At 73.4% G+C, this 20,579-nt stretch carries 20 protein-coding genes; 9 read left to right on the plus strand and 11 right to left on the minus strand.

What is annotated here, in order from left to right:
• Window positions 1-14: 14 nt before the first annotated feature.
• From ACIBIW_RS22640 to ACIBIW_RS22650, 3 genes are all read left to right on the plus strand, one after another.
• Window positions 15-863 (plus strand): alpha/beta fold hydrolase, encoded by an 849-nt coding sequence (locus tag ACIBIW_RS22640; RefSeq protein WP_399338768.1) that lies wholly within the window; start codon window positions 15-17, stop codon window positions 861-863.
• A gap of 110 nt (window positions 864-973) precedes the next feature.
• On the plus strand, window positions 974-2,263 hold the full coding sequence (locus ACIBIW_RS22645) for a VWA domain-containing protein (RefSeq protein ID WP_399338769.1): 1,290 nt from the start codon (window positions 974-976) through the stop codon (window positions 2,261-2,263).
• Entirely contained in the window at window positions 2,263-3,024 is a 762-nt protein-coding gene (locus ACIBIW_RS22650) for a hypothetical protein (protein WP_399338770.1), read from the plus strand. Before ACIBIW_RS22645 ends, ACIBIW_RS22650 begins: the two co-directional genes overlap by 1 nt.
• A gap of 117 nt (window positions 3,025-3,141) precedes the next feature.
• Here ACIBIW_RS22650 and ACIBIW_RS22655 read toward each other — a convergent pair whose 3' ends face one another.
• Window positions 3,142-3,813, minus strand: a complete 672-nt coding sequence (locus ACIBIW_RS22655) for a winged helix-turn-helix transcriptional regulator (RefSeq protein ID WP_399338771.1) — start codon at window positions 3,811-3,813, stop codon at window positions 3,142-3,144.
• A 128-nt stretch (window positions 3,814-3,941) separates the two neighbouring features.
• On the opposite strand from ACIBIW_RS22655, the gene ACIBIW_RS22660 reads away from it, so the two are divergent.
• The 3 genes from ACIBIW_RS22660 (at window position 3,942) to ACIBIW_RS22670 (ending at window position 6,595) form a co-directional block, all read left to right on the plus strand.
• Window positions 3,942-5,150, plus strand: a complete 1,209-nt coding sequence (locus ACIBIW_RS22660) for a pyridoxal phosphate-dependent aminotransferase (RefSeq protein WP_399338772.1) — start codon at window positions 3,942-3,944, stop codon at window positions 5,148-5,150.
• Window positions 5,151-5,263: 113 nt separating this feature from the next.
• Window positions 5,264-5,863: a histidine phosphatase family protein gene (locus ACIBIW_RS22665; RefSeq protein WP_399338773.1), complete on the plus strand. Its 600-nt coding sequence runs from the start codon at window positions 5,264-5,266 to the stop codon at window positions 5,861-5,863.
• A gap of 42 nt (window positions 5,864-5,905) precedes the next feature.
• The gene (locus tag ACIBIW_RS22670; protein ID WP_399338774.1) at window positions 5,906-6,595 is read left to right on the plus strand and encodes a hypothetical protein; all 690 of its coding nucleotides are present in this window, start codon (window positions 5,906-5,908) and stop codon (window positions 6,593-6,595) included.
• Between the two features lie 163 nt (window positions 6,596-6,758).
• Here the strand turns inward: ACIBIW_RS22670 and ACIBIW_RS22675 are convergent, their stop codons facing one another.
• The 7 genes from ACIBIW_RS22675 to ACIBIW_RS22705 all read right to left on the minus strand — a co-directional run bounded on the left by ACIBIW_RS22675 (window position 6,759) and on the right by ACIBIW_RS22705 (window position 11,903).
• Window positions 6,759-8,135: an 8-oxoguanine deaminase gene (locus ACIBIW_RS22675; RefSeq protein ID WP_399338775.1), complete on the minus strand. Its 1,377-nt coding sequence runs from the start codon at window positions 8,133-8,135 to the stop codon at window positions 6,759-6,761.
• Window positions 8,136-8,210: 75 nt separating this feature from the next.
• Complete coding sequence (gene pucL / locus ACIBIW_RS22680) at window positions 8,211-9,155, minus strand: factor-independent urate hydroxylase (protein WP_399338776.1); 945 nt, start codon at window positions 9,153-9,155, stop codon at window positions 8,211-8,213.
• Window positions 9,156-9,160: 5 nt separating this feature from the next.
• On the minus strand, window positions 9,161-9,616 hold the full coding sequence (locus ACIBIW_RS22685; protein ID WP_399338777.1) for a hydroxyisourate hydrolase: 456 nt from the start codon (window positions 9,614-9,616) through the stop codon (window positions 9,161-9,163).
• Window positions 9,613-10,155, minus strand: a complete 543-nt coding sequence (gene uraD / locus ACIBIW_RS22690; protein WP_399338778.1) for a 2-oxo-4-hydroxy-4-carboxy-5-ureidoimidazoline decarboxylase — start codon at window positions 10,153-10,155, stop codon at window positions 9,613-9,615. Before uraD ends, ACIBIW_RS22685 begins: the two co-directional genes overlap by 4 nt.
• Window positions 10,156-10,322: 167 nt before the next feature.
• Window positions 10,323-10,709: a helix-turn-helix domain-containing protein gene (locus tag ACIBIW_RS22695; protein WP_399338779.1), complete on the minus strand. Its 387-nt coding sequence runs from the start codon at window positions 10,707-10,709 to the stop codon at window positions 10,323-10,325.
• Window positions 10,706-10,999, minus strand: a complete 294-nt coding sequence (locus ACIBIW_RS22700; RefSeq protein WP_399338780.1) for a hypothetical protein — start codon at window positions 10,997-10,999, stop codon at window positions 10,706-10,708. The genes ACIBIW_RS22695 and ACIBIW_RS22700 overlap by 4 nt, the downstream gene beginning before the upstream one ends.
• Window positions 11,000-11,114: 115 nt before the next feature.
• Entirely contained in the window at window positions 11,115-11,903 is a 789-nt protein-coding gene (locus tag ACIBIW_RS22705; RefSeq protein ID WP_399338781.1) for an aspartate/glutamate racemase family protein, read from the minus strand.
• A gap of 149 nt (window positions 11,904-12,052) precedes the next feature.
• Between ACIBIW_RS22705 and ACIBIW_RS22710 the strand changes: the two genes are divergently transcribed.
• From ACIBIW_RS22710 to ACIBIW_RS22720, 3 genes are all read left to right on the plus strand, one after another.
• Window positions 12,053-12,892 (plus strand): TIM barrel protein, encoded by an 840-nt coding sequence (locus ACIBIW_RS22710; RefSeq protein WP_399338782.1) that lies wholly within the window; start codon window positions 12,053-12,055, stop codon window positions 12,890-12,892.
• A 97-nt stretch (window positions 12,893-12,989) separates the two neighbouring features.
• Window positions 12,990-13,904, plus strand: a complete 915-nt coding sequence (locus ACIBIW_RS22715; protein ID WP_399338783.1) for a 2-hydroxy-3-oxopropionate reductase — start codon at window positions 12,990-12,992, stop codon at window positions 13,902-13,904.
• A gap of 189 nt (window positions 13,905-14,093) precedes the next feature.
• A complete protein-coding gene (locus ACIBIW_RS22720; RefSeq protein ID WP_399338784.1) occupies window positions 14,094-15,104 on the plus strand; it encodes a peptidyl-alpha-hydroxyglycine alpha-amidating lyase family protein in 1,011 nt (336 codons plus the stop codon).
• Between the two features lie 28 nt (window positions 15,105-15,132).
• Here the strand turns inward: ACIBIW_RS22720 and gcl are convergent, their stop codons facing one another.
• The 3 genes from gcl to ACIBIW_RS22735 all read right to left on the minus strand — a co-directional run bounded on the left by gcl (window position 15,133) and on the right by ACIBIW_RS22735 (window position 20,530).
• The gene (gcl, locus tag ACIBIW_RS22725; RefSeq protein WP_399338785.1) at window positions 15,133-16,920 is read right to left on the minus strand and encodes a glyoxylate carboligase; all 1,788 of its coding nucleotides are present in this window, start codon (window positions 16,918-16,920) and stop codon (window positions 15,133-15,135) included.
• Window positions 16,921-17,213: 293 nt separating this feature from the next.
• Window positions 17,214-18,830: an AMP-binding protein gene (locus ACIBIW_RS22730; protein WP_399338786.1), complete on the minus strand. Its 1,617-nt coding sequence runs from the start codon at window positions 18,828-18,830 to the stop codon at window positions 17,214-17,216.
• Complete coding sequence (locus tag ACIBIW_RS22735; protein ID WP_399338787.1) at window positions 18,827-20,530, minus strand: AMP-binding protein; 1,704 nt, start codon at window positions 20,528-20,530, stop codon at window positions 18,827-18,829. The genes ACIBIW_RS22730 and ACIBIW_RS22735 overlap by 4 nt, the downstream gene beginning before the upstream one ends.
• Window positions 20,531-20,579: the final 49 nt, after the last annotated feature.

A 20,579-nucleotide genomic window follows, 5' to 3' on the forward strand; every position in this document is an offset into this window, starting at 1 on the left:
GGAGCGGGGAGCCGATGCCACCGACCTTCGTCCTGGTCCACGGGGCCTTCGCCAACTCGTTCTCCTTCGCGCCGCTCCAGGCGGAGTTGGGCCTGCTCGGGCACCGCTCGGCCGCCGTCGACCTGCCGGGCCACGGGTTCACGGCCACCTACCCGCGCGCCTACCAGGCCCCGCAGGACGCCGCAGGGCTCGCCGCGGCGCCCGGCGCGATCAGGGGTGTCACGCTCGACGACAACGCCGCGTACCTCGTCGGGGTGCTGGAGCGGGCGAAGCGCAACGGCCCGGTGATCCTGGTGTCGCACAGCCGCGGCGGCATCACGGCGACCGCCGCGGCCAACGCACGGCCCGACCTCATCGACCGCCTCGTGTACGTCTCGTCCTGGTGCCCGGTCGACCTGGACGCCGCGGCCTACTACGCGGAGCCGGAGATGGCCGGTGTCGACCCCGCCTCACTGGCCCTCGCCGCGGTCGGCAACCCGGCCGAACTCGGCCTGCTGCGGGTCAACTTCCGCACCGCGGACCCGAAGGCGCTCGCCGCGCTCAAGGCCGCCTTCCTCGCCGACGGCACCGACGACGAGTTCCTGGCGTTCCTGAGCACCCTCCAGCCCGACGAGAACACCGACGCCGGTACGGCGGCCCACCGCGCCCAGGCCGCCACCTGGGGCCGCATCCCGAGGACGTACGTACGCCTCACCGACGACGCGAGCCTGCCACCGGCCCTCCAGGACCGCCTGATCCGCGAGGGCGACGCCCTGACCCCGCAGAACCCGTACGACGTCCACACCCTCCCCGGCAGCCATCTCAAGTGGCTGATCTCCCCGGGCCCCGCGGCCCGCCTGCTGGGCGGCCTCGCCGCCGGCTGAGGCTCGCCGCCGCGGCGTGGTGTACGGAGCCGTGAACCACCGGCGGCCACAAGGGACCTGACGAGGCGTCAGCTCGCAATCAACGGGCCGGGACCCATAAGATCCGCCGAATGATCATAAGACAACGAGCGGTGGCGGTGCTGTGCGCGCTGTTCGCCGTTCTGAGCGTCGGACTGCCTTCGGGGGCGTACGCCGCCGATGGTGAACCCGCCGACAAGCCCGCCCCCAAGGTCGACCTCGTGCTGGATGTCAGCGGCTCCATGAGCGCCCGCGACATCGACGGCGGAAGCCGGATGGCCGCCGCGAAGCAGGCGTTCAACGAGGTGCTGGACGCCACCCCCGAGGACGTCGAACTCGGCATCCGCACACTCGGCGCCAACTACCCGGGCGACGACCGCAAGACGGGCTGCAAGGACACCGAACGGCTCTACCCCGTGGGCCCGTTGGACCGCACCGACGCGAAGGCCGCCGTCGCCACGCTCGCGCCGACCGGGTGGACCCCGATCGGACCCGCGCTCCAGCAGGCCGCCGACGACCTGAAGGGCGGCGAAGGCTCCCGCCGTATCGTGCTGATCAGCGACGGCGAGGACACCTGCCCGCCGCTCGACCCCTGCGAGGTGGCGCGGCAGCTCGCCGCCAAGGGCATCCACCTGGTCATCGACACCCTGGGCCTGGTGCCCGACGCCAAGACCCGCGACCAGCTCATCTGCATCGCGGAGGCCACCGGCGGCACCTACACCTCCGTCCGGCACCGTGAGGAACTGTCGGACCGCGTAGGCCAGTTGGTCGACCGCACCGCCGACCCCGTCGCCACCCCGACCGGGGTCGACGGCGCCGCCGACTGCGCGAGCGCGCCCGAGCTGAAGCCCGGCCTCTACAGCGACCGGGAGAGCTTCGGGCAGCACCGCTGGTACAAGGTGAGCCTGGAGGGCGGCAAGGAGCTGCGCGCGGCCGTCAGCGTGTCCGCCGACCGGCCGGTGAACAAGGATTACGGCGTGCTGCTGCGGGCCATGACCAGGTCGGGGCGGGAGATCGTACGCGGCTCGGAGGCCGGTGACGGCCGCACCGACGTGATCTCCACCGGGCTGCGCTACCCGAAGCCCGAGGCCGACGACGACGAGGACGACGCGCCCGAGACGGTCTGCCTCCAGGTCAGCAACTCCTACTCGGCCCCGGCGTCCGTGAAGACCACACCGGGCCTGCCCGTCGAGCTGACCGTCGACGTGGTGGACGGCCCCGACGCCGCCTCCGACGTGGCCGCGTTCGGCCTCGGGCGCGGCTGGTGGCTGCTGGGGACGCTGGCGGCGGCCGGGCTCGTGCTCGGGCTGCTGCTCGGCCTCCTCTCGCGGCTCGGCACGCCGGGCCCGGGGCGCGGCGGCTTCCAGGGAAGGGACCACTGATGCGGATCATGCACAGGGCCGCGGCCGCCGCGGGCACCCTGCTCGCCCTGGGGGCGCTGCTGTGGGGCGCCTCCTGGCCCGCCGCCGCGGACGACGCGTCGCCCTCGCCCTCGGACTCGGCGTCGTCGTCCGACGACGCCCCCACCGAGGCGGGCACCTCGTTCCGCACCGCCACGGCCATCCCCGACGGGCAGACGGCCACCGCGAGCGCGTCCTCGGGCGACTACCTGTACTGGTCGTTCCCGGCCGACCAGGGCCAGCGGCCCACGGTGCGCGCCGAGGTGAAGGTGCCGTCCGCGGTCGCCGGCTCCACCTGGCAGATCGACGTCTACGACGGGCTGCGCCGCCGCCAGTCGTGCATGTACGGGGCGGGGACGCGGAAGGTGGCGGAGGGCGCCACGTCCGTCTCGCTCGCGTGCACGCTGCGGCCGGTGCGCGGCTGGGCCGAGCCCTGGGCCAACGACCCGCTGCCGGGCACGTATTACGTCCGGCTGACCGCGGTGGACGCCCCGCCGTCGGCGCTGGGGCTCCCGGTGGACGCCTCGGTGTCGGTGGCGGGGCACCCGGCGGGCGGCGCGCACGCCGTCGGCGGCCATGTCGAGCCGCTGGCGGCGAGCGCCCTCGCGTCCGGTGAGCGCAAGCCGGAGGACGGCTGGTCCTCGGGCCTGGCCACCGACCGCTGGGCCTGGACCGCGGGCGGCGGCGCGCTCGCCGCGCTGACCGGGGTGGGCGGCTTCCGGTTCGCGAGGCGACGCGGCTGACCGCCCGAACGGCACTCATACAAGAGTGAATTGACGGTACGTCAGGGGCTCGGAGCTGCGCTGCTCCGGGCCCCTCGGCGTGTCCGCGGCGCGCGGCGGGCGGGCCGGTGGAGCCGGTCAGTCGCCGCGCAGGGCCGCCGCCGGGCCACCCTCCCCCTCGACCTTGGCGCGGCCCGCCCGTACCGCCTCGGCGAGGGTGGTCTCGCCCGCGGTGAGGGCGACCGCGGTGGGGCTGTCCAGGATCACGCGTGCGTCGGGCGCCCCGGGCGCAGGGCCCTCGGCGTAGACCCGGGGGTCGGGCGGCAGCCACAGGTGGAAGGCGCCGTACGCGCCGAACGCGCCCTCGTCGAGGCGGACTTCGACGAGCCCCGAGCCGCCCTCGGCGGCCAGCCGCTCCCGCAGCGGCAGCGCCAGCCAGTGGGCGCGCACGGCGTCCGTGGGGCGGGGCTCGGCCAACTCGCGCGAACCCCACGCGTAGAGCGCGGTGAGCACCGGCAGCAGCGCCTGGCCGCGGTCCGTCAGCTCGTACACCGACGCGGCGGCGGGCGGGGGCAGCCGCCTGCGCGAGACGACGCCGTCGCGCTCCATGTCCCTGAGCCGGGAGGCGAGCACATCCGTGCTGACGCCCGGCAGATCGGCGTGGAGGTCGGTGTAACGGCGGGGCCCGGCGAGGAGTTCCCTGACGACGAGCAGGGTCCAGCGGTCCCCTACGGCGTCCAGCGCGCGGGCCGCGCCGCAGTACTGGTCGTAGCGGCGGCGCTCCGCGCGGTGTGTCGACTGACGTGGCATGAGTCGCAGTCTAGACACATCGTTGGACTTTCCAAGTGCCAGCTTGGTAAAACCAAGTGGGACGCGTGAGGCGCACGTGTCACAGGGGCGAAGGCCCGCGTGTTCGCACGGATCTGGAGGCACAGCGCATGGAGTTCCGGCAGTCGAGCAAGCTGAGCGACGTCTGCTACGAGATCCGGGGGCCCGTCATCGAGCAGGCGGACGCGCTGGAGGAGGCCGGGCACAGCGTGCTGCGGCTGAACACCGGCAATCCGGCGCTGTTCGGCTTCGAGGCGCCCGAGGAGATCGTCCAGGACATGATCCGGATGCTGCCGAACGCGCACGGCTACACCGACTCGCGCGGGGTGCTGTCCGCACGGCGCGCCGTGGCGCAGCGCTACCAGACGCTCGGCCTCCCCGTGGACGTGGACGACGTCTTCCTCGGCAACGGCGTGTCGGAGCTGGTCTCCATGGCGGTGCAGGCGCTGCTGGAGGACGGCGACGAGATCCTGGTGCCGGCCCCCGACTTCCCGCTGTGGACGGCGGTGACCAGGCTCGCGGGCGGCAAGGCGGTGCACTACCTGTGCGACGAGGGCGCCGACTGGTACCCGGACCTCGCCGACCTGGAGTCGAAGATCACCTCGCGGACCAAGGCCGTGGTGATCATCAACCCCAACAACCCCACAGGCGCCGTCTACCCGAAGGAGATCGTCGAGGGCATCCTCGACCTCGCCCGCCGCCACCAGCTCATGGTGTTCGCCGACGAGATCTACGACCAGATCCTCTACGACGGCGCCGTCCACCACTGCGCCGCCGCGCTCGCCCCCGACCTGGTGGTGCTGACGTTCTGCGGGCTCTCGAAGACGTACCGGGTCGCGGGCTTCCGCTCCGGCTGGCTGGTCGTCACGGGACCGCGGCAGCACGCGCGCGACTATCTGGAGGGCCTGTCGATGCTGGCCTCGATGCGCCTGTGCCCGAACGCGCCCGCGCAGTACGCCATCCAGGCGGCCCTCGGCGGCAGGCAGTCCATCCACGAGCTGACCGCGCCGGGCGGCAGGCTGCACGAGCAGCGCGACCGCGCCTGGGAGCGGCTGAACGAGATCCCCGGGGTGTCGTGCGTGAAGCCCCGCGGCGCGCTGTACGCGTTCCCCCGGATCGACCCGGCCGTGCACCCGATCCACGACGACGAGAGGTTCGTCCTCGACCTGCTGCTCAGGGAGAAGATCCAGGTGGTGCAGGGCACGGGCTTCAACTGGCCACGCCCCGACCACTTCCGCATCCTCACCCTGCCCCGGGTGGACGACCTCGACGCGGCCATCAGCAGGATCGGGCGTTTCCTCTCCGGGTACCGGCAGTAGCCCGACCGGCAGCGCCCCCGTGCGCCCCTGCCGGTGTCGTGGGACGACGGATGCGACGCTTGGTGCGGCCGGGCCCCGGGTCCGGTGTGCGGCTCGACGGAAGGACGGGTTTCATGGGCGATCTGCTGCTCGTACGGCACGGGGAGACCGAGTGGTCCCGCTCGGGACGGCACACGAGCTGGACCGACCTCCCCCTCACCGCGGACGGCCGGGAGCGCGCCGAGTCGCTCGCGCCGATGCTCGCGGAACACCGGATCGCGGCCTGCTTCACCAGCCCGATGCTGCGCGCCCGGGAGACCGCGGCGCTCGTCGGTCTTGCGCGGGCGCGCGTGGACCCCGATCTCACCGAGTGGGACTACGGCGCCTACGAGGGGGTCACCACCGCCGAGATCCACCGCACCAGGCCCGGCTGGTTCCTCTTCACCGACGGGGTGGCACCCGGGCCGCCGGGGCACCCCGGGGAGAGCCCCGAGGAGGTCGGGGCCCGCGCCGACCGGATGCTCGGCCGGGTGGACGCCGCGCTCGCGGACGGCGACGGCGATGTCGTCCTGGTGGCGCACGGGCACTTCCTGCGGGTGCTCACGGCCCGCAGACTCGGCCTCCCGCCGTCCGGTGGCGCCCTGTTCCAGCTCGGCACCGGCACGGTGTCCCGCCTCAGCACCGAGCACGGGCGGCCGGTCGTCGCGGACTGGAATGTCAGACCGTCCGCATAGCCTTACGGGTCCTGTGGGCGGCGATCGACGGAAGGTGGGCGGATGGCGCGGGGGCCGACGGCCGCGCAGCGGCGTCTCGTGGAGGCGGCGGAGCCGGGGACGGGACGGCTGCGCGGCGCGGAGGCGCAACTCGCCGCGCTGGTCAGGCTGAAGCTGGCGTTCCGGCACCCCAGGCCCCCGCACGACGTCTTCCTGACACCCGCGGGGCAGCGGATACGGGAGGCTGCGGGCGAGGCGGGTGAGCCAAGTGAGGCAGGCGCGGCGGGTGCGGCGGGTGCGGCGGGTGCGGCCACCGATGCCGCCGCCGGGGCCGGGGCCGGTGCGGCGGGCGGCGGGGTGTTCGCGGCGCGGCTCGGCGGCGCGGACGATCCCGGCGGCGGGCCCGGCCGGGCGCGTCAGGTGCGCAGCGCGTGGCAGGGCCTCGTGGAGCTGCGCCGTATGACACACCCGGACGGCGCCACCGACCGGCCCTGCGGCTGGGAGCGCGCGCACCTCCCCGAGGCGGCGGCGCTCGCCCTGGAGGCGGCGGGCTGCGAGCCCGCGGGGCCGGGCACCGAGGGCTACCGGGTCACCACCACGGCCCAGCCCGAGGCCGTCGCCGTGCACACCACAGACCCGGCGGCGCTGCGCGGCTGCGCCGCGGCGCTGGCGGCCGCGGGCTGGCAGCCGGGCGAGCACACCGACCGGCGCATCGGGCGGCGGTATCTGCTGGCGTCGCCGCGGCGGGCCTGAGGAGGCGGGGTGCGGGGCGGCCGGGTCTCATACCGGCCGCCCCGGGCGGCCGCCGGGGGGTGGGACACACCCCCGGGCGGCCCCCTCCGGACCCGGGCCGTCCCCCGGGAGCCGGAAGTCTCAACGCCCGTACCGGGACAGGCGTTCGGGGCCGGGCCCCGGCTCAGGCGAGTTCCGCGAGGCGGCGGGCCTCGCGGCGGGTGGCCGCCGCAATCTCCGACTCGTCCACGCGCGACAGCACACCGTCCGCCACCACCGGGCGCCCGCCGACGAGGGACAGCGTCACCGGCGCCGGGGCGCCGAAGACGAGCGCGGTGACCGGGTCGGCGATGGAGGCGTGCGCCACCGTGTCCATGCGCCACAGCACGAGGTCGGCCTGCTTGCCCGGTTCGAGCGACCCGATGTGCCGCTGCCTGCCCAGCACCCTGGCGCCGCCCGCGGTGCCCAGGCGCAGCGCCTGACGGGCGGTCAGGGCGCGTTCGCGGTGCGGGCCGAGGCGGTTCACCAGCAGGGCGTTGCGCAGTTCCGTGTGGAGTTCGCCCGCCTCGTTGGAGGCCGTACCGTCCACGCCGAGGCCGACGGGCACCCCGCGGGCGAGCAGGTCGGGCACCCGGGCGATGCCCGCGGCGAGCCTGGCGTTGGACGAGGGGCAGTGGGCGACGCCGGTACCGGTGCGGGCGAAGGCGTCGATATCGGAGTCGTTCATATGGACGCAGTGCGCCATCCACACGTCCTCGCCGAGCCAGCCCGTGGAGGAGAAGTAGTCGGTGGGGCCCATGTCGAACTTCTCGTGGCAGAACTTCTCCTCCTCCACCGTCTCCGAGCCGTGGGTGTGCAGCCGCACCCCCTTGCTCCTGGCCAACTCCGCGCCCTGCCTGAGGAGTTCGGTGGAGACGGAGAACGGGGAGCAGGGCGCCACCGCGACCTGGACCATGGCGTCGGGCGCGGGGTCGTGGTGCCGGTCGACGGTCTCGGCGGTGGCCGCGAGCGCGTCGTCGAGGGACTCCACCGCGAAGTCGGGCGGCAGCCCGCCGTCGGACTCGCCGAGGTCCATGGAGCCGCGGGCCAGCGTGAGCCTGACGCCGGTCGCGGCGGCCGAGTCGATGATCGCGCCGGACAGGTCGCCGGTGCCGCGCGGGTAGATGTAGTGGTGGTCGGCGGCGGTGGTGACGCCGCCACGGGCCATCATCGCGAGGGAGCCCTGGGCGGCGGCCCGCACCATGGGCTCGTCGATGCGCGCCCACACCGGGTAGAGGGCCACGAGCCAGTCGAAGAGGTTGCTGTCCGTGGCGCGGCCCCGGGTGATCCACTGGTAGAAGTGGTGGTGGGTGTTGACCAGTCCTGGGGTCGCGAGGTGCCCGGTGGCGTCGACGCGCCGCTCGACACCCGCGAGGCCCCCGGGGGCGGGCCCGGGCCCGACGGACTCGATGAGGCCGTCCGCGACGACGACATGTCCCTCGGCGTACTCGGTGTCGGCGGCGTCCACGGTCGCGACGGCGCAGTGCTCGATGACGGTGCGCCGGGCGGGGGCTGCTGCCATGGCGGGTTCCTTCTTTCCAAGCGGGCGGGCGGTGCCGGTGCGCACGGGCGGCGCGCGGGGCGCCGGGGCTGCCGGTCAGAGGTTGGTCATGTCCACGGGGATGCGGGCGTCGGCGCCCTCCCGCAGCACGGTCGCCTCGATGAGCCCGTAGGGGCGGTCGGCGGCGAGGTACACCTCGTTGTCGTTCTCCAGGCCGAAGGGTTCGAGGTCCACCAGGAAGTGGTGCTTGTTGGGGAGCGAGAAGCGGATCTCGTCGACCTCGGGGCGGGCGTCGACGACCCGGGCGCCCATCTCGTACAGGGTCTGCTGGAGCGAGAGCGAGTAGGTGTCGGCGAACGCGGCGAGCAGATGGCCGCGTACGAGCCGGTACGACTCCTCCCAGTCGGGCTCGCCCACCGCCGCGCCCGGCCAGCCGTAGCGCCAGCAGGCGGTCACCTCGGTGGCCAGCACCCGGTCCCTGGTCTCGGGGAGTGTGGTGTACGGGTCCTTGACGTAGCCCCAGAACTCGGAGTCGGTGGAGTTCAGCACCACCAGGTCCCTGAGCCCGCCGACGATCTCCCAGCCGGCGCCGTCGAAGGTGACCTGGGCGGTGCGGGTCTCCCGGCCCGCGCGGACGAAGGAGTGCCTGACGTCGTCGGCCGCCGAGGACTCGATGCGGTCCCAGGCGTACTCCTCGATCCTGATGCGGGCGCGGTGTATCGACTCCTGGGAGGTGACGAAGTGCCGGGCGAGCGCCATGCCGAACTGCTCGGGCGAGTCGATGCCGTGCTTCTTGGCGAAAGCGAACACGGTGTTCTTGGTGGTGTCGGTGGTGAGGACGCTGGCGTTGGAGCCGGAGTAGTGGACGTCGTCCATGTCGCCGGAGAGCGCCACCGAGACGTTGAGGTCCCTGATGTGGTGGACACCGCCGTCGCGGGTGATGCGCACGACGCGGTTCTCCGACTTGCCGTACTGGTTCTGCCCGAGCAGTGCGGGCCGCCCTGCGGGGGCGGCGGCCGGGGTGCGGGACGTGTCGGTCATGCCTGCTAGCTCCCTCGGTATACGGAGTAGCCGAACGGGTTGAGCAGCAGCGGTACGTGGTAGTGCTCGCCGGGTGTCACGGCGAAGACCACCGCGACCTCGGGGAAGAACACGCCGCTGTCCCTGGTGCGGGGGGCGTCCTGCTGTCTCTCGGACGGCGGGCCGCCGGGCGCGGCCTGGGTGGTGGTCGGGGGGTTCGCGCCGGTGGCGGCGCGGTCGTCCGCCGCGGGTGTCCGGGCGGCGAGATAGGCGTCCGTGGCGAATTCGAGGCGGACGTGGGTGGTCCCCGCGGGCGGCGCCGGGAGGTCGGCGCAGCGGCCGTCGGCGTCGGTGGCGCGGGCGCCGAGCCGCGTCCAGTCGGTGCCGTCCGCGCGGGCCGAGAGGGTCACGGGCACCCCGGCCGCGGGACGGCCCGCGCTGGTGTCCAGGACATGGGTGGAGACCGTGGCGTGGGCGGTCACTTCGGGGCCTCCTCGGCGGTGGGGGTGTCGTCGCCCAGGAGCCGGGCGAGCCTGAGGCGGTTGATCCTGCCGAGTTCGACGCGTACCGCCTCCCGCTCCCGCTCCGGGGTGTTCCCGAGGCGCGCGGTGAGGGCGGTGAGCATGTCGGCGGCGCTCAGCCCCGTGGCGCAGATCAGGAAGACATGGCCGAACCTCTCCTGGTAGGCCAGGTTCAGCTCCAGCATGCGCGCCCTGAGGTGCTCGGGCGCGCCCGCCATGCCGCGCTGCTCGCGGGCGGAGGCCGGGTCGCCCGGGGTGGGGCGGCCGATCGGGGGGTGGGCGGCCATGGCCTGGTCGAGGCCGGGGTCCGTGAGGGCCGCCGTGGCCGTGTCGCTCGCCGCGTACACGTCCGTGCTGCCCGGGTACGGGCGGCCGTCGCGGACGGCGGCGATCCACGCGTCGGCGGCGCAGACCTCCCGCAGTGCGCTCGCCGCCCGTGGCCCGTCCAGCGCGTTGAACGCGTCGAGGCCGGTGGGGGCGGTGTCCTCTGGGTCGCCCATGGCACGCCTTCCTGGCCGTAAGCGGGTTCGGGGATGCGCACAGGAAATACCCTGGAGCGAGCATCGTCAACAGTTTGTTGAAATTTCGGCCGGACTCCGCCGCCGTCACCACGGCGGGCGGGCGCCCCACCGGGGGCTTCGACCGCTCGCGCGCCGCGGGGGCGGCGTTACTCCCCTTCGGGGGACTTCTCCCGGTTGAGGTAGTTGTAGATCGTGAAGCGGCTGACGCCGAGGGCCGATGCCACCGTCTCCACGCCGTGGCGCACGGAGAAGGCGCCGCGGGCCTCCAGGGTGCGTACGACCTCCTGCTTGGTCCTGCGGTCGAGATCGGCGAGGGGCCGCCCGTGGCCGCGGGCCAGGGACTCCAGGATGCGGTCGAGGGACTCGCCGAGCCTGGGCAGCCGCACCGCGACCGCCGCCCTGCCCTCCCAGCGCAGCACCACGTCGTCCGCCGCGGCCCGCGCGGGGTCGAGGAGTTCGCCGCCCACCGCGTCGACCAGGGGTCTGACCGCGCGCACGAAGTCGTCGTCGGGCACCTCGGCGCGGCCGCTCAACGCTCCCCCTCCCCGCCGCCCGCGGGCCGCTCCCCGGTACCGGCGCCGCCGGGGCCGACGACGCTGACCTGGAGGGAGACCCGGGTGGCCCCGGCGTCGATGGTGCGGCGCAGCACATCGGCCACGGCCGTGAGCACGGCGGACTCCTCGCCCTCCGCGGTGTTGCCGAACGGCCCCACGTCGACCGCGTCGAGCCGGGCGCCCGCGATGACCTCACGGGCGACGAGCGCGTGCCCCGGGGGCTCGTCGAGGTCGAAGGGCTCCGTCGTGAACTCGACTCTCAATCGCACTGTTCTCCCCAGGCTTCCGCTCCGCCAGGCGTGCGCCGACCGCCCCGCCATTGCGCGACGACCCTAACGAAAAGCGGCGGCACGGGAGGGCGGCGCGGCTGGCGCGGGGGCGCGGTCATCGCCCGTAGAACGCATGGACGGCGTCCAGGAGCCCGGCGGGGGGACGGTCGTGGTAGAGGCCGCCGCGGGCGGGCTTCAGACCCGCGGAGCGCGCGAGGTCGACCCGCAGCTCGCAGAACTTCAGCCCCGCGGCGACGGAGTCGATCAGCGGCACGCCGTCCACGTCGTGCAGCCCCTGCGCGGCGAGGAACACATTGAGCGGGCCCTCGCCCGGGATGACGGCGCGCGCCCCGTCGGCGATCGCCTCGCGGGCCGCCGCCCTGACGGCCCCGATCAGCGGCTGCGGGTCCTCGTACCCGGCCGTGACGTCGCCAAGCGAGGCGTCGATGCCGACCACGGGGCCGAGGAGGCGGCCGAGCCCGTACAGCTCGGCGTTGCGCCTGAGCTGGGGGCGCAGCTCCTCGATGAAGCTCACGATGCCGACGCGGGGCGCGAGCGACGCCGCGACGAGCAGCGACGCCTGGCCGTAGCCGATCACGGGGATGGACAACAGGGCGCGGATGTCCTCCAGCGCGATGTCGGGGATGGTCGCGAGGAACACCGCGTCGTAGCCCTCGGCCTCGGCCCTGAGCGCCCCCTCGACGAACTGCTGTGCGTGGCACCGCTGGAGGTAGGAGTACCTGATGTGGTCGCCCGGGTAGCCGGCGGGATACGACCCCGGGCGCAGGCCGTGCAGCACGACCTCGGTGCCGGGCCGCACGACCGCGGCGGCGTGCTCCGCGAGCAACGCGGCGTAGCCGGGGACGTCCTCAAGGACGGTGAAGCTCTGGTGCCAGATGCGCATGGGTGCGCTCTCCTCCCGTTCGTGGCTGCTCGTTCACGGCCGCCCGCCACGAGGTGCGGCCCCCTTGACAAGGGGCGGCGCCCCATCGCAGGCTCTTTCCGTAAAGCAGAATGGAACTTCCGAGATACGGAAGGAGCGCCGCCGCTGTCATGGGATACGCCGATCAGCGCTTCAATGTGAACCTGTCGATCCTCTTCACCGAGCTGCCGCTTCTCGACCGCCCGGCGGCCGCCGCTGCGGCGGGCTTCACTGCCGTGGAGCTGTGGTGGCCCTGGGTCGACGCGCCCGTCCCCGGGCGCTCCGACCTCGACGCCCTGCGCGGCGCGATCGAGGACGCGGGCGTGCGGCTCGTGGGGCTCAACTTCTACGCGGGGCAGTTGCCGGGGCCCGACCGCGGCGCCCTGTCCCTGCCCGGCGAGGAGTCCGAGCGGTTCCGCGCCAACGTCGACGTGGCCGTGGACTTCGCCGACTCGCTCGGCTGCCGCGCGCTCAACGCGCTCTACGGCAACCGGGTCGAGGGCGTGGACCCCGCGGAGCAGGACGCGCTCGCGCTGGAGAACCTCGGGCTCGCGGCGCGCGCCGCGGACCGGATCGGCGCCACCCTGCTGATCGAGGCGCTGAACAGGCCCGAGTCCCCGTTGTGCCCCATCGTCAGCGCGCCGGGCGCGATCGAGGTCGTGGACAAGGTGAACGCGGCGACCGGGCTCGGCAACGCCCGCTTCCTGATGGACCTGTACCACCTCTCCATGAACGGCGAGGACCTGCCCGCGGTCATCGACAGGTACACCGGCCGCACCGGCCATGTGCAGATCGCCGACGACCCGGGGCGCGGCGCCCCCGGCACCGGCTCGCTCCCGCTCGAAGCGCTGCTCGACCGGCTCGCCGCCGCGGGCTACGAGGGCTGGGTCGGCCTGGAGTACAAGCCGGGCGACCGGCCGAGCGCCGACGCCTTCGACTGGCTCCCCCGCGAGGCCCGCGCGGCCCGCTGACCGGCCCACCCGCTCCCCTCCTCCCCCACGCGTGCACCGTGCTTGCGTGCACCTTCCCCAGGCAGACTTCCCCGGCACCCCGAGAGGCTCACGCACCATGACCGACACCACCCCAGGCACCCTGCCCCGCATAGCGTGGATCGGCCTCGGCATCATGGGCTCCCCGATGTCCGAGAACCTGATCAAGGCCGGGTACCCGGTGACCGGCTTCACCCTCGAACCCGACAAGCTCGGGCGGCTCGCCGACGCCGGTGGCACCGCCGCCGAGTCCGTCGCCGACGCGGTGCGCGACGCCGACGTCATCATCACCATGGTCCCCGCCTCGCCCCAGGTCGAGGCCGTGGCCTACGGCGACGACGGCATCCTGGCCCACGCCCGTCCTGGCGCGCTGCTCATCGACATGTCGTCGATCACCCCCGGCACCTCGGTCGGCCTCGCGAAGGCCGCCGCCGAGAAGGGTGTACGGGTGCTCGACGCCCCGGTGTCGGGCGGCGAGGCCGGCGCCGTGGAGGCGGTGCTCTCCATCATGGTCGGCGGGGAGCGGGCCGACTTCGACGCCGCCCTGCCGATCTTCGAGACGCTGGGCAGGACCGTCGTGCTGTGCGGGCCGCACGGCTCGGGCCAGACCGTGAAGGCCGCCAACCAGCTCATCGTCGCCGTCAACATCCAGGCGTGCGCCGAGGCCGTGGTGTTCCTGGAGAAGTCCGGGGTCGACCTGCCCGCCGCGCTCGACGTGCTGAACGGCGGTCTCGCCGGGTCCACCGTGCTGACCCGCAAGAAGGACAACTTCCTGCGGCGGGACTTCGCGCCCGGCTTCAGGATCGACCTGCACCACAAGGACATGGGGATCGTCACCGACGCGGCACGCGCGGTGGGGGCCGCGCTCCCGGTGGGCGGCCTCGTCGCACAGCTCGTGGCCTCGCTGCGGGCCCAGGGCGACGGCGGGCTCGACCACTCCGCGCTGCTGCGGTCCGTGGAACGCCTCTCGGCGCACGGCGAAGCGGCGGCCTGACCCCGCCCGCGGCCCGGGCCCGTACGGCGTCCCGGGCCGCGAACCCCGGCTTCCGGGCCGTGGCGGCGCCGACACTCTGTCCTGTCGCGCCCAGGCGCCGCCACGGCCCGGAACACCCACTCCCCGCCCCGCGGGCGCCCGCGGTACGCTGCCCGGCCTGTGTGTGTCCGGCGGACGCAGGGAGAAACCGTGAGCGTGGGCCCCGTCACCAGTGCCACCGTGTACGAGCCCGTCCCGTTCTGGGCCAAGGTGCCGCACGGTGTCTGGCTGCGTGAGGCCACCTCCGTGGCCGTCGACTCCGCGGACCGCGTCTACGTGTTCAACCGCGGCAACATGCCGGTGGTCGTCTTCGACCGGGCCGGAAACGCCGTCGACATGTGGGGCAACGAGACCCCCTTCGACGGCACCGAGCTGTTCGAGGACCCGTACGGCGCCATGATGCCGCGCTGGCGCGGCTGCCGCTTCGTGCGGCCGCACGCGGTGACCGTGGACCACGAGGACCGGCTGTGGCTGGTCGACGACGTCGGCAACCGCATCGTGCGCACCGACCGCGCGGGCACCACCCTGCTCACCCTCGGCAGCGGGCGGCCGAGCCCCTTCCAGAGCGGCGAGGCGTTCAACCGGCCCACCGACGTGGCCGTGCACCCGCGCACCGGGGACGTCTTCGTCACCGACGGGTACGGCAACTCCCGGGTGCACCGCTTCCGCGCTGACGGCACCCCCGTGCTCTCCTGGGGCCGCCCCGGCAGCGACCCCGGCGAGTTCAGCCTGCCGCACGGCATCGCGCTGCTCGACGACGACACCGTCCTCGTCTGCGACCGGGAGAACCACCGGGTGCAGACGTTCTCGCTCGACGGGGAGTTCCGCGACACCTGGCACGCGCACAAGGCGGCGGCGGTGTGCGTGGACCGGCACGGGTACGCGTACGTGGCGGAGCAGGGCCCGCCGCCCGTGCAGCACGGGGTGCCCGGCATCGGGCACAAGATCCGGGTCCATGACCCCGAGGGCCGTGAAGTCCTCCGGTTCGGCGCGCAGTTGCCGGGCGAGGCGCCCGACAGGTTCAACTGGCTGCACGGTGTCGCGGTGGACTCGGAGGGCAGTGTGTACGCCGCCGAGGTGTCCTACGTGGAGGTCGGCAGCAAGCTGACACCGCCCCGCGAGCTGGTGAGCCTGCGCAAGTGGCGGCGGGTGCGCGACTGACGCGCACCCGCCGCGTGCGGCCGTACCGTCAGGCGGTCTTCAGCGGCCGGATCGAGGTCGGCGCGTGCCACGGCTCGGTGGCGGTCTCCTCGAACTCGGTGACGTCGGCGATGCTGTTGCTGCCGCTCATGGAGATGTTGGTGACACGCTCCAAAACGGCCTCCACCACCACCGGCACCCGGTGGTGGTCGGCGAGCTTCTTCGCCTCCTCGAACGCGGCGCCGAGTTCCGTCGGTTCCGTGACCCTGATGGCCTTGCAGCCCAGGCCCTCGGCGACCTTCACATGGTCGACGCCGTAGACGCCGAGTTCCGGCGCGTTGATGTTCTCGAACTCCAGGTTGACCTGGAAGTCGATGTCGAGGGCGCGCTGCGCCTGCCGGATCAGGCCCAGGTAGGCGTTGTTGACCAGCACGTGGACGTACGGGATGCGGTGCTGGGCGCCGACCGCCAACTCCTCCATGAGGAACTGGAAGTCGTAGTCCCCGCTGAGCGCCACCACCCGGGCGTCGGGGTCGGCCTTGGCGACGCCGAGCGCGGCGGGCACCGTCCAGCCGAGGGGGCCCGCCTGGCCGCAGTTGATCCAGTGCCGTGGGCGGTGCACATGGAGCATCTGGGCGCCCGCGATCTGGGAGAGCCCGATGGTGGAGACATAGCGGGTCTCGGGTCCGAACGCCTTGTTCATCTCCTCGTAGACCCGCTGGGGCTTGAGGGGGACGTCGTCGAAGTGGGTGCGGCGCTGGAGCGTGGCGCGGCGCTCCTGGGCGGCGGCGGCCCAGTCGGAGCGGTCGGGCAGCGCGCCCCCGGCGGCGAGTTCGCGGCCTGCCGCGACGAGGAGTTCGAGCGCGGCGCGGGCGTCGGAGGCGATGCCGTAGTCGGGCGCGAAGATCCTGCCGAGCTGGGTGGGCTCGATGTCGATGTGCACGAAGGTGCGGCCCCTGGTGTAGACGTCGAGGCGGCCGGTGTGGCGGTTGGCCCAGCGGTTGCCGATGCCGAGGACGAAGTCGGACTCCAGGAAGGTGGCGTTGCCGTAGCGGTGGGAGGTCTGGAGGCCCACCATGCCCGCGTTCAGCTCGTGCTCGTCGGGGATGGCGCCCCAGCCCATCAGCGTCGGCACCACCGGGACCCCGGTCAACTCGGCGAACTCGACGAGGAGTTCGGCCGCGTCCGCGTTGATGACACCGCCGCCGGCGACGATCAGCGGGCGCTCGGCGGCGTTCAGCAGGGTCAGCGCCCTGTCGATCTGGGCCCGGCTCGCGGCGGGCCTGTACACCGGCAGCGGGGTGTAGGTGTCGGGGTCGAACTCGATCTCGGTGGTCTGCACATCGAGGGGGAGGTCGATCAGCACGGGGCCCGGGCGGCCCGAGCGCATCAGGTGAAACGCCTGCTGGAAGACGCCGGGCACCTGCGCGGCCTCCAGCACGGTCACGGCCATCTTGGTGACGGGTCCCGCGATGGCGGCGATGTCGACGGCCTGGAAGTCCTCCTTGTGGATCACGGCGGTCGGTGCCTGGCCCGTGATGCACAGGATCGGGATGGAGTCGCCCGAGGCGGAGTAGAGGCCGGTGATCATGTCGGTGCCCGCGGGGCCCGACGTGCCGACACAGACGCCGATGTTGCCCGGGTGGGTCCTGGTGTAGCCCTCGGCCATGTGCGAGGCGCCCTCGACATGGCGTGCGAGGGTGTGGTCGATGCCGCCCGCGGCCTTGAGCTGGGCGTAGAACGGGTTGATCGCGGCGCCCGGGACGCCGAACGCGTCCGTGATCCCCTCCCGCTTGAGGATCTCGACTGCCGCGCGGGCAGCGGTCATACGAGCCATCGGTACTCCTGCCTCGCCTGAGGCCGTGCCCGGCGGACACGGCCCGGTGGATTCGCGCTCCCGTCGCGCCCCGCGGTGAGCCCGTCGCTGACATTGCCGCGCGCTTCCCGCCACGTTCCGTAATTCCGTAATACGGAAAGCGCGTTTTGCATTATGGAAACAATGTAGGAGGGGGTGACGACGGGCGTCAAGGTGCGGGCGCGGCGGCGGCCCCCCGCGGGCGGCGGGCGCGCCAAAACCGCCGGAGCCGCGCCCGGCTGTGCGGGCGCGGCTCCGGCGGGTGCGGTGGTGGGTCAGGGGCGCTTCGTGCCGTAGCGCTCGCGCAGTTCGACCTTGCGGACCTTGCCGCTCACCGTCATCGGGAAGGACTCCACGATCTGGAGGCGGGAGGGGATCTTGAAGTGGGCGAGGCGGTCGCGGCAGTACGCGCGCAGCTCCTCAAGGTCCGGCGGGTCCTCGGGGTCGCGCGGGACCACGCAGGCCATGACCTCCTCGCCGAGGCGCTCGTGGGGCACGCCCACCACCTGGACGTCGGCGACCTTCGGGTGCGCGTAGAGGAACTCCTCTATCTCCCGGGGGGAGATGTTCTCGCCGCCGCGGATGATCATGTCCTTGATGCGGCCGACGATCGCGACATAGCCGTCCTCGCGCATCACCGCGAGGTCGCCCGTGTGCATCCAGCGGGCCGCGTCGACGACCTCGGCGGTCTTCTCCGGCTCGTCCCAGTAGCCCAGCATCACGCTGTAGCCGCGGGTGCACAGTTCCCCGCTCCCGCCGCGCGGCACGGTGTGCCCGGTGGCCGGGTCGACCACCTTGACCTCTATGTGCGGCAGCGCCCGGCCGACGGTGCCCGTGCGCCTGTCCAGGTCGTCGGAGCGGCGGGTCTGGGTGGACACGGGCGAGGTCTCGGTCATGCCGTAGCAGATGGACACCTCCGCCATGTGCATCTCCGCGACCACCCGCTTCATCACCTCGACCGGGCACGGCGAGCCCGCCATGATGCCGGTCCGCAGCGACGAGAGGTCGTAGGTGGCGAAGTCCGGCAGGTTCAGCTCGGCGATGAACATGGTGGGCACCCCGTACAGCGAGGTGCAGCGCTCGCGCTCGACCGCGTGCAGCGCGGCCACCGGCTCGAAGGTGCGGGACGGGATGACGATGCACGCGCCGTGCGAGGTGGCGCCGAGGTTGCCCATCACCATGCCGAAGCAGTGGTAGAAGGGCACCGGGAGACAGACCCGGTCGCGCTCCGTGTAGCCGACCGTACGGCCCACCCAGTAGCCGTTGTTGAGGATGTTGTGGTGGGAGAGGGTGGCGCCCTTGGGGAAGCCGGTGGTGCCCGAGGTGTACTGCAGGTTGATCGGGTCGTCGGGTTCGAGCTGCGCCTCGCGGGCGGCCAGTTCCGCCTCGTCCACGCCGTCGCCCGCCTCGGCCAGCGCGTCGAAGCTCTCCTCTCCGATGTAGACCGCCTCGCCGAGGTCGGGGCAGTCGCCGCGCACCTGCTCCACCAGCGCCCGGTAGTCGCTGGTCTTGTGGCGTGGTGTGGAGATCAGCAGCCGGGCGCCCGACTGCCGCAGCACGAACTGGAGTTCATGCGCCCGATAGGCCGGGTTGATGTTGACGAGGACGGCGCCCGCCCGCGCCGCCGCGTACTGCGTGAACACCCACTCGGGGCAATTGACGGCCCAGATGCCGATCCTGTCGCCCTTGCGGATGCCGCGCGCCAGCAGCCCCCGCGCCAGCCTGCGCACCTCATGGTCGAACGAGGCGTAGCTCCAGCGGCGCTTCGAGGGCACGTCGACGAGCGCGTCCCTGCGGCCGTACGCGGTGACCGCGCGGTCCAGGTTCGCCCCGACGGTGTCGCCCAGAAGCGGCGTGGAACTGGTGCCGTGCGCATAGCTGAGCGCGGTCACGTGACATCCTCCTCGCGGTACTCGTCGGGGGCGCCCGCCGCGGTGCGCTCCCTCAGCTCGATCCGGCGGATCTTGCCCGACACGGTCTTCGGCAGCTCCGCGAACTCGATCCTGCGCACCCGCTTGTACGGGGCGAGGACGGCGCGGGAGTGCGCGAAGAGCTGCTTGGCGGTGTCCGCGTCCGGGGTGTGCCCCTCGGCGAGCACGATGTACGCCTTCGGCACCGCGAGCCGTACCGGGTCGGGCGCGGGCACCACCGCGGCCTCGGCGACGGCCGGGTGCTCAAGGAGGGCGCTCTCCAGCTCGAAGGGGCTGATCTTGTAGTCGCTCGCCTTGAACACGTCGTCGCTGCGGCCGACGTACGTGAGGTACCCCTCGGCGTCGCGGGAGCCGATGTCGCCCGTGCGGTAGTAGCCGCCCGCCATGGCGGCGGCGGTGTGGCCGGGGTCGCCGTGGTAGCCGGTCATGAGGCCGACGGGGCGCTCGGTGAGGTCGAGGCAGATCTCGCCCTCGTCGACGCCCGGCTCGCCGGTGACGGGGTCGAGCAGTTCGACCCGGAAGCCGGGGCTCGGGCGGCCCATGGAGCCGGACTTGAGGGGCAGGCCAGGGGGGTTGCAGATCTGCACGGAGGTCTCGGTCTGCCCGAAGCCGTCCCTGACGGTGACGCCCCAGCCGCGCCGCACCTGCTCGATGACCTCGGGGTTCAGCGGCTCGCCCGCGGCGACGGCCTCCCGCGGCGGGGTGGCGAGCTGGCCCAGGTCGGCCTGGATCAGCATCCGCCACACGGTCGGGGGCGCGCAGAACGTGGTGACGCCCGCCTGGTCCATCTCGCGCATCAGCCGGGCCGCGTCGAAGCGGGTGTAGTTGTGGATGAAGACGGTGGCCTCGGCGTTCCACGGCGCGAACAGGGTGGACCAGGCGTGCTTGGCCCAGCCGGGCGAGGCGATGTTCAGATGGACGTCGCCCGGGCGCAGCCCGATCCAGTACATCGTGGACAGATGGCCCACCGGATAGGACAGATGGGTGTGCTCGACCAGCTTGGGGCGTGCGGTGGTGCCGGAGGTGAAGTACAGCATCAGGGGGTCGTCGGCGCGGGTCGGGCCCTGTGCGGAGAACTCGGCGTGGCCGCCCTGCCCCTCGCCGTAGCCGCGCTCGTACGCGTCCTCGTACGGCAGCCAGTCCGCGCCCGCGCCCGCGCCGACGGCGATACGGGTGTAGCCGCCGGGCACCTCGTCGAACTTGGCGGCGTCCGCGCCCCGTACGACCGCGTGCCTGACGTCGCCGCGCTCCACCCGGTCACGCAGGTCGAGCGGTCCGAGCAGCGGGGTGGCGGGGATGACGACGGCGCGCAGCTTCATCGCGGCGAGCGCGGTCTCCCACAGCTCGGTCTGGTTGCCGAGCATCACCAGGACCCGGTCGCCGGGGCGTACGCCGCGCTCGCGCAGCATCCTGGCGACCCGGTCGGAGCGCTCCGCCATGCGCGCGAACGACGTCCTGCGCGCGGTGCCGTCCTCCTCGGCGATGTGCAGCGCGGTGGCGTCGTTGCCGCGGGCGATCTCGTCGAACCAGTCGAGGGCCCAGTTGAAGTGCGCGGGGCGCGGCCAGACGAACTCCCGGCACGCCGCCTCGTGGTCGGTGCGGTGCCGCAGCAACAGGTCCCGGGCGGCGCGGAACTGCCGGTTCTGACTCTGCTCGGACATGGTGCCTCCCTCGCCGCGGCCGTGGCGGCCATTGCTTACCATCGTTGTT

This window comes from Streptomyces sp. NPDC050560 (assembly GCF_044457285.1).
In the GTDB taxonomy this organism is placed as follows: Bacteria; Actinomycetota; Actinomycetes; order Streptomycetales; family Streptomycetaceae; genus Streptomyces.